Genomic DNA, 14,399 nt, shown 5'->3' on the forward strand with positions numbered 1-14,399 from the left:
ACAACGCTTTAAAAGCTAGTCTGTGCATGTTATTATTTAAAGTATCGAAAAAACAGTGAGGAATATTACAATGACATTTACACTTTATATGGTGCGCCATGGGCAAACGATCTTGAATAGCTACAACCGTCTCCAAGGCTGGTGTGACTCTCCGTTAACTCAAAAAGGGGTCAACGATGCCAAAAATGCGGGAAAGCATTTAGCCGATATCAAGTTCGACAAAGCTTATCATTCTGATACGACACGTGCCATGCGTACCTGCCATTTTATCTTAGAAAATAACCAACATTCCCAAGATATCGTGCCAAGTGAACTCAAGAACTTCCGTGAACAAAGCTTTGGTTACTTTGAAGGAAATGATGCAGCCCAAACTTGGCTCATGGTCGGAGCGTTACACGGTTGTCGCACATATAACGATATTTTAGAAAAATATAACCTAGGAAAAACACGCGATCTCTTGCATGAGACCGATCCATTCAAGGATGCTGAAAATGATGAACAGTATTGGACTCGGATCAATGCCGGTTTTGAGCACCTACGTAATAATACCGCTGATGGTCAAAATGTGCTCTTAGTCAGCCACAGTATCACGATCAGAAGTATCGTCGATCACTTTGCTCCTGATCTAGGCGCTGACAAATTAGGTCCTAAAAACGGTGCTGTCACAAAATTGACTGTAACTGATGATGATGTCAAAGTCGAATACTATAACCACTACCTAGATAGTGAAACTTATTAGATAAAAAAGGCCGTATTTTCGGTCTTTTTTGTTGCATTCATTTCGATGTAAGCGTATTCTTCTAAGTGTAAATAAAAATCACAGTAGAGGTGGCAATCTATTATGAGTACAAAAGAAAATATCGTCGCAACTTTAGAAAAATTAGTTACCGAACTCAAACAGACCCAACCCGATACCAAATTTACCGAATATATCGAAGAAACCGTTACGACCTTTAAGAACAATTCCGATGAGGCCTTCAAAGCTGAATTACATAAATTCACCAATATGGCACCAGTCATCAAACGTTCAACACCGAAATTGAGCAAAAAAGCTAATGAGCTGTTCGATAAACTTCAAACTTTAGCTCAAAAATAAAGCGGTCAATGCCGTATAAATAACGCGGGATCCATCATAAGTGGGTCCCGCGTTATTTATCTAAAAGTGTGTACTTCCCGCATAGCCTAACATCACAAATATGATCAGCCAAAGCGAAAAGACCAGCAAAAAGACATTATAGCTCAGATTGAATAGACGATTTAGTCTAAAAGATCTTGTCATATCTAAACGCCAACTAAAATATAACTGAAAGAGCGTAAAGATCACTAATAACCCCAAGATCCAATACTTCATCATATGAGCATTGGCCTGGATCGGCACCAATAAATAAGCTAAGATCAAAAGCAACAAAGTATTGATACTCACGCCTAGCAAATACTTATTCTTGCGTCGTCTGATAGCCAACATCAATGCCAGTCCAGCTGTTATCAAGGTCAAAATAACCAGGGAAATACCTAGATAAGTATCACTTTTGTTGAAAGTTTTAGCGATCACATGACCTATATTATGCTGTTTTTCGATCACCTGCGGGCTAAAATACGTTGCAAGTTGTTGTTTGACTTGCGCCGGCGGTAATTTTTGCGCCAGTAGACTGGCAGCCGTCCCGCTGACAAACGCCGTGCTATACGCATTACCAGTCACCGTCCGAACGCGACCATCCAGCCCCAACGCCAGCTGTTTTGCTGGTGCATAATATGTGCATCCGCTTTCAATAAACTCTAAATATTCATTGAACGCTCCGACCGTGGCAACTCCTTTTATCTGCCCCAAGCGCTTGTCCGAGGTAAAAAACAAACCTCCTTGAGCGAGATATTCGTTTATCAGTACTTTTATCTGTGGGGTGATCTTGTCAACTTCAAAACTGAGAGTCAAAACTTCAACACGATCACTTAAAGCTTGTTGTAAAGCGGCTTTAAGTGATCGACTGGTGGTATCTACCTTATATGAATAGAGTTTAACATTGGGCGCTAAACCGATCATTTTGTGGTGGTTATCTTTAGCTCCGATAATACTCGCGATCTCAGTCCCCTGACCGGTCTGATCAAACGGCTCATTTTGCCCCGAAAGATCATAAGCAGCTGCGATATTTAGTTCATATCCTACTTTAGGTGAGATCCCTGAGTCGATAACACCGACCCTAACATTTTTTTGATGTGCCTTAGTTGGATCGATCTTTGGATAGTACAAAGAGACAGCATATCCCGCCTGTTCATGCTTTAAAGCAAACTCGCCCGTATGTCCGATCGGTCTGCTCACTAAGCCGTCACGATAATAAAAACAAATAACCAATGCCAAAAGCAACATTACACAACTGAGCTTTTGGAAAAATCTCACCTAACTCACCATCCTCAATATAGACCGTTTTCATTTCTAAGTATAGCAAGTTTTCACATTCAAAAACAATACTTTTTTAATAAAAAAAGGTTTTGAACAGAATGCTCTGCTCAAAACCTAATTTTACTATAGTAAGACTGCTTCACAGATCAATTGTAAAATAAATAAGAGACTCAACAAACATAATAATGGATTTAATTTATCCGTTTTATGTGCCGCAAATTTTACCAATGGATAGGCTGCAAAACCAAAGGCTAAGCCAACCGAGATCGAACCAGTCAGCGGGATCAACACGATGATCAAAAATGCTGGGAACCATTCTGAAAAATCATCAAAATCCAAGGCTTTCAGCTGTTGCATCATGATCGCTCCCGTAATGATGATCACTGGTGCGATCGCTGCTTGTGGAACATAGCTGAGCAGTGGTATAAAGAATAATGACAAGATAAACATTGCACCACTGACTAACGCCATCAAGCCCGTCTTTCCACCAGATTCGATCCCTGCTGCACTTTCAGCTGCGGCAACTGTCGGACTGGTACCTAAGAAGCCTGAACAAAATGTTGCTACTGAACTAGCTTCAAAAGTCTTTTTAAATTTCTTCGTATCTGGTAATAATCCTTCTAAGATCCCCATCGATTCAAAGATCAAGATCATCGACATCGAAAAGACCGCTAACAAGAATTTCAAAGAAAATAAGCTACTAAAATCACCTTGAAATAAGATCGCGCTGTATTTACCTAGATCAGCTAAACTGACTTTAGGCGGAGCTTGAAGTCCAACGTTAAAGATCACTCCTAAGGCACTCGTTACAACGATCCCGATCATAAAACTTCCCTTAGTTTTCTTTAGATACAAAACTAAAGTCAAGGCTAAACCAAATAAAGCTAAAAGCACTTCAGGATCAGTTAGGTGTCCAACAGCCAAGAGCGAGCGGGCCCCCCCTTGTTGGATCAATTTGGCTTTTTCTAAGCCCAAAGTGACTAAAAACAGCCCGATCCCCGCTGTGATCCCGATCTTTAACTCTTGAGGGATCGCTTCAGATAGTTTCTCACTTGCCTTGCTGAAGGCGACCAACATGTACAATACACTACTGATGATCGAGATCGCGATCGCTTGTTGCCAATTTAAGTGCATCCCGACCACTAAAGTATAGGTAAAGAAGGCATTGACTCCCATTCCTGGTGTGATAATGATCGGAGCATTTGCAAAAAGCCCCATGATCAAACACCCTAACGCCGAAGAAAAGATCGTCGCAAACACACTCAAAGTTGCTGGGATATGAGCATCAGCCAAGATCAACGGATTCACAATAATGATATATGAGATCGCAAAAAATCCCGTTAGCCCCGCAATGATCTCCGTCTTTTTTGCTTGTTTAGTCAAATTTTTAAAATCAGCTAACACTTTCGCCCCTCGTTTCTATTATTTTTTAACACATTATTCAATTCTAGCAAAAATTTTAGCCAACTACCAAAATTGATTTTTCTAATATATTTCATATTAAAAAAAGTAATATCATCCTTTTGGGTGGATTCTAATCATTTTATCATAAAAGCATCTGCTCTATATAACAATAACGAGGGACCTATCATAGTGGGCCCCTCGTTATTTAGCTTACACTTCGCTTGCTTCTCACCAAAAATATCGCAAGATCGAAAATAACATTACCCCAGCCAAGACCAATGTCATCACTAAAACGATCACTCGTCGCCGCCAATTAGGCTTTTTTTCGACTGGAATATCTTTTCTGACCTTCTCCATTCGTTTGGTGATCTCTTCTCTTAACGGATCTTCACTCATCAGCTTATCCCCCTAACACCGCTTGATACGTTGCCACCGATCCCATTTCAGCTTGCTTTCTTTGCGCTTTTAAGAGTGCATCTAAATATGCTCGGTCACTTGCCGCCTGTTTTAGTTTTTGGATCATCTGCTCGACTTGCTCTGGTGCATAAATATTTTCAGGTGCGATAAAATGCCGATCATGGACCGTATTTTCAAAACTGACCGTCAACATTTCATTTTCAAAGGCTTGGCGCACCGCTTGCATGAGCTCTTGGTGATGATTGATATCCAAGTAAAAATCTGCCTGTTGCCAAAGCTTTGCCAATTCTTTAGGCGCAACGTTTGGATACAACGAAATATTTGCTTGGCGTCCCAGATCCATCAATTTTTGCGACATCTCTGTGATCGCTGCGATATGAAATTCAAATTCTGGTAATTGGGCGTGCAACGTTTCGATCTGCTCGAGTTGATCGCTGTTTGTCAGGATAAAGATCTGCTTTCGTTGCTCATTTTCACGTTTCTTTTCATAAATAAAGCCCAAATTTTTAAAGTATGATGAGTTATTTGACAGTTGCATTGCCGTTTGATAGGACTTAGCATCTTGGACGATGATCTTTTTGAGACGTTGGACACCACCATTTATGATCATTTCCATATTTCCTGGAATATTTCCCTGGAAATCTTCTTGCCAAAATAAGACATCATTCCCCGTTTGCGGTAATTGAAGTAGCACAAAGAGCGGATAAGAGAGCGAATTGATAAAGATCTGCTCAAGACTAAAACCACGTTGAGCCAAATAATACAACGTAAATTCGGTCAGATTCTTAAACGTCAAGATCTGCTCACCTTGATTTAAGATCAGATCATCAGTCACAAAGTTTTGAACTAATACTTCATGTTGTTTAGCATCAAAATAAGTCTTAATGATCGGCTTTTGCGCCTCATCACATACACTTTGAGCAAAGCGATGTCCATAGCGATCATAGTGGTCGATCAGGCGTGTTCTCCCTGCTGGATCGAGCCATTTGACCTCTTTGACCCAACGTTTTTCTTTTGGCGCTGCATAGACGATCTTAGCTTTGGTTTGACCATAAAAGCCGATACTTGCTTGGCGATTATCGCCTGCGATCTCCCAAAAGCGCGGTACTTTTATCTCATTAAAATAACGTGGACGTCCGCTTTTTTCTTGCTCAGCAAAATAAGCAAACGGCGATTCACATTCGGGTGGCAACCAACCATCATCTTCCAAAAAAACAGTCGGGCGCTCAAATCCCGCTTGCTTCAAAGAATACAGGAGGTCGCGTGTTTTTTGATCATTTCGTTCAAATAAATTAAGCATTGGTTATTCCCCCTAAAAGTTGGTGCCATTTTTGTTCAACTTCACTGGTCAAATATCCCTGCGCTAGCGCATATGATGCTTGATGTGCTTTTGCTAGATCAACTTTAGTAAACAGCTCCACGATCGCTTTTGCTAAGCGTTCGATGGTCTGTTTTTGATCTTTTTTCCCAGTATATTCCAATAAATAGCCGTTTTGTCCCGGCTCGATAAAGGTTTGATTTCCATAGCGTACGTCCAAGCCGATCATCGCTAACCCAGAGCCTACAGCTTCCATCAAGGTCAAGCCAAAACCTTCACTGGTCGAAGCTGTAACATAGGCTTCGTATTGGGCATAGATCTGTTCTAAGTCATGATGCCCTTGGAGCTTGATGTAATCACCCGCTTGATGTTTAGCGATCAACTCTTCTAATAGTTGGCGTTGGCCTCCTTCGCCATAGATATCAAACGTCAACTCAGGTAAGTGTTGCTTAGCCATAACGACCGCTTCAACGAGCCAGTCGATATGTTTTTCTGAAGCCAAGCGCGACGCCGTGATCAACGAATATGGTCGGCGTGAGGTCACGGGGTGGTGCAATTGAGCTAAGCTACCTACGGGGATCGCAACTACTTTAGGACTCGTCTTTTGGTATTTAGCAAAATGTCGTTCTAGCAATTCTTTTTGTCTAGTAGTAGCAGTGATGAAAAAATCGATCTCATTAGCATTATCGAATTGGTACTCATAGTAATTGTTCCACAAAATATAATTATCATCGGTCACATTATCGCTAAAATGCTCGGCATGGACTACGACCCCTAGTTTAGCTGGTTCATGGGCTACAAAAGCCGCTTGCCCCAATTCCGTTGCTCGGTCGATGATCAATACATCTTGAGCTGTTAGATGTAGTTGCTTGATAAAGTATTCAATAAATTCATTTTTAGAATACAAAACTTGATCTTTAAAACGATAAAGCGTCTGTGTTGGACCGATGACTTGTTCGTAAGCTGTCGAACCATCTTCGTTATAAAAGCGACGCAAGTAGACCGTCGCTTTATTTTCAAACGGCGCATAATACTCCGTCAGCAATCGCGTATAGGTATAATAATCTTTGCGGATCAAATAATTTTTAGAAACATGCTCCACTCGATCTACGATATTAGAAGTGCCTTTTTTTAAATAGACCGTCGCATATTGGTCTTCTTTAGGAAAGCGCAGACGCACTATCTGCTCATTGACTGTTTCAAATTCACCTTCACGCTCAGTATAACGGAGACTAGACTGCAACTGTTCCAGAGTATAGCTGGAGGAAGCGATCTTAATGTCCGTAAAATACTGATACAACCAGATGATCTGCTCATCTTTAAAACCAATATTTGAAGTTAAAGTTTGTAGATTTTCACCCAAGATAAGGTCAGTAAAGACAAATTTAGCATCTACACCTAAATTAGCAAAAACTTTGGCGCGATATGCTTGGGCATATTCGACACCACTACTGGCCCAACCGATACCTTGGTTAAAACTATAGACCGTCATTGTATTCTCACCTTTCTACTATGCAAAATAAATATCTAAACTACCGTCTTTTTTAACAGTGATCGTACTCAAAAGTAGATTCTGGAGTGCTGACCGCCGTAAATTAGCCTGCATTGCTCGATAAGCCCTTTTAGCTTCAAAATGATACTCATAAACTGGATTACGTTGTGCGGAAGTCCGCGCTGTGATCAAATTCTTTAACTGTTCCAATGTGTCGACCTCTTCGATCCAGCTAGTATCGATCGCTTTTAACAAGCATAGCCGATAAAAATTGCGCAATTGGACCGGATCTTTCAAAACATCTGCTTTACGCTCCAACTCGGTCTGTGCTAATTGTAAGATCATTTCTTTTACCTGGACGTTATCGACTTCTGCTGGTAAAAAATGCGCCTCATAGCTGATATTATCAAAAATATAGCGCTCGATCTGATCCTTAGTCGTTTCACTTTGTTGTAAAAAATCATCCACATCGTTTTCGATCAAAGCTAAAACATCATAATCAAAATCATCTGCTTGAAAAATAAATTCATTGCGCTGTTGATAGACCTTCTCGCGTTGTGTCTTGACACTTTCATCAAAAGCCAACGTCAATTGTCGCTGTTTACGCGCACTATTGTCACTGGCAACTTGAGCGCTTGCAACGATCTTTTGATATTTCGAGCGCAAAGGCCGATTGCTAGGCTGATCTTTATGCTTACGCCAGTATTTTTCGATCCGTTTAGCACTATTTTTTTGGACGACTTCATCTTCAAGCGACACAAAAAACTTGCTGTAACCTGGATCTCCCTGCCGTCCAGCTCGCCCACGCAGTTGTAATTCCATCCGATCATTTGGCATCTTTTCAGTTCCGATCACTGCTAGACCACCGAGTTCTTTGACACCTGGTCCTAACTTGATATCGGTCCCACGTCCGGCCATCAAAGTTGCGACCGTTACACTTCCCTTTTGTCCAGCCTCTTTGATGATCTGAGCTTCTTTAGCATCATTATAAGCATTCAACACACTATGTGGGATCATTTCGGTCAGCAATAACTTTGAATAGATCTCAGACAACTCGACTGAACCCGTAGCGATCAAAAGGGGCTGGCCTTTGGCATGTAACTTTTTCACGACTTCCATTGAAGCCCGCAATTTTTCTGGTAAAGTCAGATAGACTTCATCTGGTTCATCGATGCGTTGCACGGGGTTGTTGGTCGGGACTGGCAAAACCTTCATCTGGTAAACTTCGATCAGCTCATCTTCAGCGGTTTTAGCTGTTCCTGACATTCCCGCCGTCTTTTGAAAAAGCTTGAACAGATTTTGGTAAGTGATCGACGCCATTGCTCGCATATTATGCGTGATCTCAACGTGTTCTTTTGCTTCTAAAGCTTGATGTTGGCCCCCTTGAAGCTTTGTCATCTCCAAGATCCGCCCATCTTTATCATCTAATAAGACCACTTCTCCGTCACGAACAACATAATCTTTACCGTTTTCAAACAGCAAATGAGCCCGCAATGCTAAGTTGATGTGCTTGACCAATTCGGTATGGGTCCCATCATATAACTTAGGCACCGAAAAATATTGCTCTGCTTCAGCGATCCCTGTTGGTGTCAACCAGACAGATTCTCTTTTTTCATCCAATTTGTACGCTTGATCTTCCTCTAGCGTCAAGATGAAATTGTCCACTAAGCCATAGAGATTTGACTGCACACGGGGCGCTCCTGAAATGATCAAGGGTGTTTGCGCTGAATCAAGTAAGATCGCATCGGCTTCATCAATGATCACATAATTGAATTCAGGCATAAACTTTTTATCCACCGTTTCTGCTAGATTGTCGATCAAATAGTCAAAACCTAGCGTAGCATTGGTCGTATAGACAATATCTTGTTGGTAAATATAGCGCTTATCGTGTGGTTTAAGTTCCTCTTGTTCTTCGCCCGCACGACAGCCTAAACTTAGCCCCATAAACTCATATAACGGTCCCATCTCACTTGCATCCCGTTGAGCTAGATACTCATTAGGCGTAACTAAGATCGTACTTTTGCCTGACAATGCATTCAGATATAGTGGCATGACAGCTGTCAACGTCTTACCTTCGCCTGTCTTCATCTCAGCAATATTGCCCCCATGCATGATGATGCCACCTAGGACCTGGACATCATAGGGAAACATGCCTAAGACCCGTTTTGCGGCTTCTCTGATCGTCGCAAATGCTTCGGGCAATAGTTCATCCAAGGTCTCTTTTTTTGCTAAACGTTCTTTGAACTCAACTGTTTTATGTTGTAACTGTTCATCAGTCAAAGCAGCCATTTGTGGCGCTAAGCGATTTACCTTCCTTAAATTTCGGTTTAAAATATGATAATCTCTGCGATCAACGATTTTTGTTAATTCCATTTATCTGACCCTCAAATCATCTTGTGCCACATTATTTTCATAAAGTTTTTCTGCGAAATCATCCTCTATTTTCATATTCCGATGATAAACTGTCGCCTTTTCAAAAACTGCTTGTAAGTCTGAAAGTTTTACAGGGAGTTGATCTAATTGCTTTTCTGTCGGTAATTGTGGAGTTATCAACAATTGTTGATGATATTTATTGCTGTAATAGGCTGCTGCAGCATTTGAAAGTGGACCATTGCCGATAAAAGCCAACTGTTCAGCTTTATCAGCAAGTTCTGCGATCTTTTCGCCCATACTTGGCTCAAAATATGCATGAGATCCATAAGCACTAAAAATGACCGTATCAGCTTTAGGTTTTGTTGTGATCAATGCCCGCAGATCTGGTTCGGCAAAAACGATCGCTATTTTTGATCCCAATGAGCTTCCAGTTTGAACACAATAACCTGACTGCAGATCGAGTTTAGCTTGGGCCAATATCAAATATTTGAAGTTTACTTTCTTGGCTCCCGCATTGATCAATTCTAAGCGGTACTCGTAAGCATCTTTAGGATACTCAAATTCACCTTGTGAGTCTTTGATAAATACTGTCCGCATCACCTCGCCAAAGCGACTATAAAAGCTCACTTTGAGATAAAGCGTTTGGCGCGGTTCAACAGTTGCCACCAATTTTAGCTGATAGGTCTGCCCCCGAGTTAAAAGGGGCAACTTAGCTAGATTGCGGTTTGTTTGATAATTTTGTTGTGAATACCAAGTAACTAGCGGTTTTCCCGGACTCATCAATTCATTTTCAAACGCGACTTCTCCTTTTGAAAGGCTGATCTGCGAGCCATTCAAATATGTTTCATCTTCGCGTGGGTCCCAAGTGATGATATTAGCGCTGATCTGTTTCATCTTGCCCCTTCCTTTCAAATTCTTGCAAAAGTAATTCATACTGTTTCAAAAACCATACTATGACACTATTGGAAGCATCATTATGACGTCCGGTATAACCGTGACCGATGACTTTTACTTGATCAGCTTGCAGATTTTCTACTAGATCATGAAAAGCCGTGCCGTCATAGTCATCTTCTCGCATATAAGCCGCTAAAACTTGGCCTGCCGTTAATTGAGAATTTTTCAAAGCCTGTAACATTCGCTGATCAAGTTCAGTAGCCGCTTTGGCCGAATTTTTTCCTTGTTGGATCAACAAAAGGTCAAGCGCCGTATCAAACTCATTTGCCCGATGCAAAGTGTTGTTCAACGCGATCGTCCCCAAATTTATCAAGGGTTTACCCACGAGCACTGCCCGAGCCCCGATCTTAGAACCGTAATAGATCGCACCTGTCGTTCCCATTGAGATCCCTGACAAGACCAATTCTTTATTGGTAAAACCAAGCTTAGCCAAACTTTCTTCGATCACAGATTTGATCTTGGCCTCATATTCCGATGAGCCTAGGTAAAAACTTCCACCTTCTAATCGCGGATCAGCAAATAAAATGAACGGATGCCCCATGCGTTTCATCATAAAATATCCTTCAAAGCCTGTTCGCGGTTGCCACCCAGCAAAATAGACCGTAAGTGGAGGCTTTAAATTTCCCGGATCAAAGTAATAGAAAAATTCTTGCCGTTTGTGATCGGTAAAACGTTGGCCCCCCATGATCAAAGTGCCATATTGATGCCGTGTCAGACGATTGTTGATATTCCCTAACACCAAAGTACCTTGCCCTTTAGCCCATATACTGACGGTTGCCGTAGCGTTGCCATCTAGCCCCTCTAAGATCAACGGTTCAGCCAGCTGGTCTTTAGAAAATTCCAATGTCTTTTGGATCTCGATATCCCCAACATAGGCTAAGCGCACAATAAATTTAAGTTCAACAGCTGCACTTTTTTCAAAAACTGGCCATAGTTCGATGCCGTTTTTTTCCGAAATATAAAATCCACGTTTAAAGGTTGCGATCGGTTTGAACTCGGTCCCAAACTCCCCCGTCAATTCCAACTGGTGTCGCCCACGATACTTGATATCTCCTTGAAAAGAACGCGCAACTTCTACACTTTCGATCGCTGCATTATCTCCATATTGACTGAGGAAAAAATCACGTTCGATATCTTTTACAAAATGTGGCAATTGCGCATATGTGACTTGCCAAGCATTGTAGCGCGCAACTAGTTCTGGTAGCTGTACTCCGGCTAAAATAACGACTCGATAAGCTTGTAAAAATTTCTGAAGCATTTTTAAACTTTCTGCTGGGACCGTACTTGTGAAAATGACAGCTGCAAAGTTAAAACGAGCTGGTTTTTTTGGTAAATTATAAGGTCCCAAAAATTCTGTGATCTGTTCGACTTCCCAAAACTCCCACTTGGTGCTTGGATCTAGTTTTAATTCTGAGCATAGATCTGTTTGGCCAATTTGAAGAATTTTCATCTGTTCATCACCTACTCACTTTGTTCCAACCATGTCTGCCAACGTCTAGCTAAGTTGCCACCTGTTAGCTCTGAGATCTTCGCCACAGCATACATCATGGCCTCATTCCAGTATTTTAATTCTTGCGTATAATATTTGATCGCTTTAGTTAAATTATTTATATCACCTTGTAAGACTAATCCGTTCTTTTCATGCTCAACAAGTTGTTCTTCATCCAAAACGATCTGCGGTACTCCCGCACTGATCGCTGCGATCTGAGCATAAAGATCAGGTGGTGTCCCTAGATCGATCAAAACTCGCGCACGATCCAAAGCGCGCACGATCTCATTTTCCGTATCTAGGTAGAATAAATGAACTTCACCCGCATATTTTTTTTCTTCTAGTTGATTTTCAGCTTCTTTTTTATCGTCTGGTAAACTCACTTTAAAATCTGGAGCTTTAGCTAAGATCTGGGCACGCAAATTATGCAAATTAACACCATTTTTTCTGAAAACTCCAAGTTCTAGTCCCAATTTAGGCTGTTGACGCATCAACTCTAAGATCTGACTCAAAGCTTGATCTAGCGTTTGCGCAGCGATCTCATCCACTAAAAAGAGTAGCCAATCTTTAGCTAGTCGTTGACTGTGCCCTAAACGCAACCGTGTATCAAATGGAGTGACCACTTTGATCTTTTCAGCTGGGTAAAGTGGTGCGATCAAATCTGCTGTCGCCTTGGTATCTGCAACAGCCAGATATGCTTTGGCGACCGGTTCTGCTTGAAGTGGCGCTAACTTTTTATTGCGTCCGGTGAAATAAGACATGATGATCTTAGGACCATTGATCAGTTCTAATGCTAGTTTAGTCCGCTGACCTCCCGCAGCCAACACAAAAGCATCCTCATTTGTGACTTGTTGCAAGAAGTGGCTGAATTTTTCAGTCACCAACGCTTGAATATTTTCATATTCTGAATACTTGAAATTTTTCAAGAAAGCTGGTGCGATCTGAACTTTTCCACTTTGTAGATCTTCTACGAAGCGCACTTCACCCGCAAGATCTAAATATTCTTGTCGCAAAGGTGTTCCTTCAGCAGTCGTATAAAAAATACTTGATAGAAAGCCACGATCATCAAAAACATACTGTTTAGTTGGGCGTGTCACTGTCAACAGCTCCCCTAAAGCTCCAATATCGATTTTGGCATAGATCTGCTCTTTGTGATAGACCATGATCCGAAATGGAGTATAGACAAACTCGGCATCGGCAGGAAACTTCAAGTCATTTATCATGATCCGCCGAGTCCCCCGCAATCTGATCCCCTGTAATTCATCAAAGATACTAATATATGCGGTCTCATCCAATTCTTGGCGCTGTAAAAATGAGCGCAGATTTGGCATATACCCGAGGATCAACAATTCAACAGCCCTTCCAGCATTTTCAAACATCTTGATCTGATTGATCGAGTCATCAAATTCGATTTTTTTACTATCGCGGTACCATGGTTCAGCCACATTGTAAAATGAACGTTCATCATTTTTAAACCACGCCGGAATAAAGTAATACACCAGTTTTTCACCTCATTTCACTAAAACAGTTCATCGTAATTGTGCAAGATATTGATCGCTCGCACTTGAAACATTACTGTCACTGCCAAACCGACCAACATGATACTCATCCCCGGCAGCATAACAACAGTCGCATATTTAGGCCAAATAACCCCTAAATATAGCGGTAGACCAGCTACTATAACAGTGAAAACTGCTCCGATAAAGGCAGTTGTTCGCTGCTTTGAACGCAAATATTTAGCTGTCGGTCGACCCGGATCTATCCCGGTGAAATAATCACCACTTTTTCGTAAATTGTCCGCCATTTCCGTTACATCTAGCATTGCATACGCAAACAACATCGTTAAACTAAACAACACGATATTGTAGACTGTAACTCCAAAAAATTCTGTACTACTGCTGTTACTTACCAGCCACAGCAAGATCTTATTTCCAGGGAAATATTCGACTAATAGTTGAAAGAGTGCTTGTGGCAACATCAACATCGTTAAGCCAAACATAAACGCCATGCTGCCCCCAGCATTTAACTTCAACGGGATATATGAAGTTTTTAGCAGTTGTTGGTTCAACATGATACGATTTATCTCTAAGCGATACTCCGATAACTCAAAGATAAATGCTAAGGCGATCACCCCTAAAGTAGCCACTATCAGTACTACGCTCGTTCCAAGTGCCCACCAAAATGGATACGTCAAAATATTTCTAATGATCATTCCAAATTGACTCCCCAATGAACCAACTATTCCATATAAGATCAACAAACTTGGACCACCTAATCCCCAAACACTATTGATGTTAGCTAACCAGATCAAGAAAAAGGAACCCGCAACTAATAGGAGCATCAATTCAAAGAGTTGTCCTTGAGAAAAATCAATAAATTGATCTTTCATCAATAATACTGTCCCTATCCCTTCGATCAAAGCGATCACAAGAATAAAGAGATTTCGTCGCAGATCTACTTGTTTTTGTGGCAATTGATCCAGACCAAAGATCTTCGTCATTGTCAATAATTGCCAAAAGATCATTCCTGCCATCCAAGGAGCTAAACCTAGAGAAAA

The 14,399-nt window shown here is 41.3% G+C and carries 12 protein-coding genes; 2 read left to right on the forward strand and 10 right to left on the reverse strand.

The genetic code is table 11. The annotated features are described in order from the left end of the window. Window positions 1-70: 70 nt before the first annotated feature. Complete coding sequence (locus Q9Q35_RS03430; RefSeq protein ID WP_304652146.1) at window positions 71-739, forward strand: histidine phosphatase family protein; 669 nt, start codon at window positions 71-73, stop codon at window positions 737-739. Window positions 740-841: 102 nt separating this feature from the next. Continuing rightward, window positions 842-1,096, forward strand: coding sequence for a hypothetical protein (locus tag Q9Q35_RS03435; RefSeq protein WP_304652147.1), 255 nt, complete (start codon window positions 842-844; stop codon window positions 1,094-1,096). Window positions 1,097-1,156: 60 nt separating this feature from the next. On the opposite strand, the gene Q9Q35_RS03440 is transcribed toward Q9Q35_RS03435, so the two are convergent. The 10 genes from Q9Q35_RS03440 to secY2 form a co-directional block, all read right to left on the reverse strand. Next, window positions 1,157-2,392: a S8 family serine peptidase gene (locus Q9Q35_RS03440; protein ID WP_304652148.1), complete on the reverse strand. Its 1,236-nt coding sequence runs from the start codon at window positions 2,390-2,392 to the stop codon at window positions 1,157-1,159. A 126-nt stretch (window positions 2,393-2,518) separates the two neighbouring features. Beyond that, window positions 2,519-3,799 (reverse strand): NCS2 family permease, encoded by a 1,281-nt coding sequence (locus Q9Q35_RS03445; RefSeq protein WP_304652149.1) that lies wholly within the window; start codon window positions 3,797-3,799, stop codon window positions 2,519-2,521. A 228-nt stretch (window positions 3,800-4,027) separates the two neighbouring features. Then, window positions 4,028-4,195, reverse strand: coding sequence for a hypothetical protein (locus Q9Q35_RS03450; protein ID WP_304652150.1), 168 nt, complete (start codon window positions 4,193-4,195; stop codon window positions 4,028-4,030). A gap of 4 nt (window positions 4,196-4,199) precedes the next feature. Then, window positions 4,200-5,516: an accessory Sec system glycosylation chaperone GtfB gene (gene gtfB, locus Q9Q35_RS03455; protein ID WP_304652151.1), complete on the reverse strand. Its 1,317-nt coding sequence runs from the start codon at window positions 5,514-5,516 to the stop codon at window positions 4,200-4,202. Then, window positions 5,509-7,026: an accessory Sec system glycosyltransferase GtfA gene (gtfA, locus tag Q9Q35_RS03460; protein WP_304652152.1), complete on the reverse strand. Its 1,518-nt coding sequence runs from the start codon at window positions 7,024-7,026 to the stop codon at window positions 5,509-5,511. Before gtfA ends, gtfB begins: the two co-directional genes overlap by 8 nt. Before the next feature lie 18 nt (window positions 7,027-7,044). After that, window positions 7,045-9,399 carry an accessory Sec system translocase SecA2 gene (gene secA2 / locus Q9Q35_RS03465; RefSeq protein ID WP_304652153.1) on the reverse strand — a complete coding sequence of 785 codons (2,355 nt, stop codon included), beginning with the start codon at window positions 9,397-9,399 and terminating at the stop codon, window positions 7,045-7,047. Then, the gene (asp3, locus tag Q9Q35_RS03470) at window positions 9,400-10,293 is read right to left on the reverse strand and encodes an accessory Sec system protein Asp3 (protein WP_304652154.1); all 894 of its coding nucleotides are present in this window, start codon (window positions 10,291-10,293) and stop codon (window positions 9,400-9,402) included. Continuing rightward, complete coding sequence (asp2, locus tag Q9Q35_RS03475) at window positions 10,274-11,803, reverse strand: accessory Sec system protein Asp2 (RefSeq protein ID WP_304652155.1); 1,530 nt, start codon at window positions 11,801-11,803, stop codon at window positions 10,274-10,276. Before asp2 ends, asp3 begins: the two co-directional genes overlap by 20 nt. Before the next feature lie 11 nt (window positions 11,804-11,814). Continuing rightward, window positions 11,815-13,341, reverse strand: a complete 1,527-nt coding sequence (asp1, locus tag Q9Q35_RS03480) for an accessory Sec system protein Asp1 (RefSeq protein WP_304652156.1) — start codon at window positions 13,339-13,341, stop codon at window positions 11,815-11,817. A 20-nt stretch (window positions 13,342-13,361) separates the two neighbouring features. Next, window positions 13,362-14,399, reverse strand: a 1,038-nt coding sequence (secY2, locus tag Q9Q35_RS03485; RefSeq protein WP_304652157.1) for an accessory Sec system protein translocase subunit SecY2, incomplete at its 5' end; no start/stop codon positions are given.

The sequence above is a fragment of the uncultured Ligilactobacillus sp. genome (assembly GCF_948826705.1).
Classification (GTDB): domain Bacteria; phylum Bacillota; class Bacilli; order Lactobacillales; family Lactobacillaceae; genus Ligilactobacillus.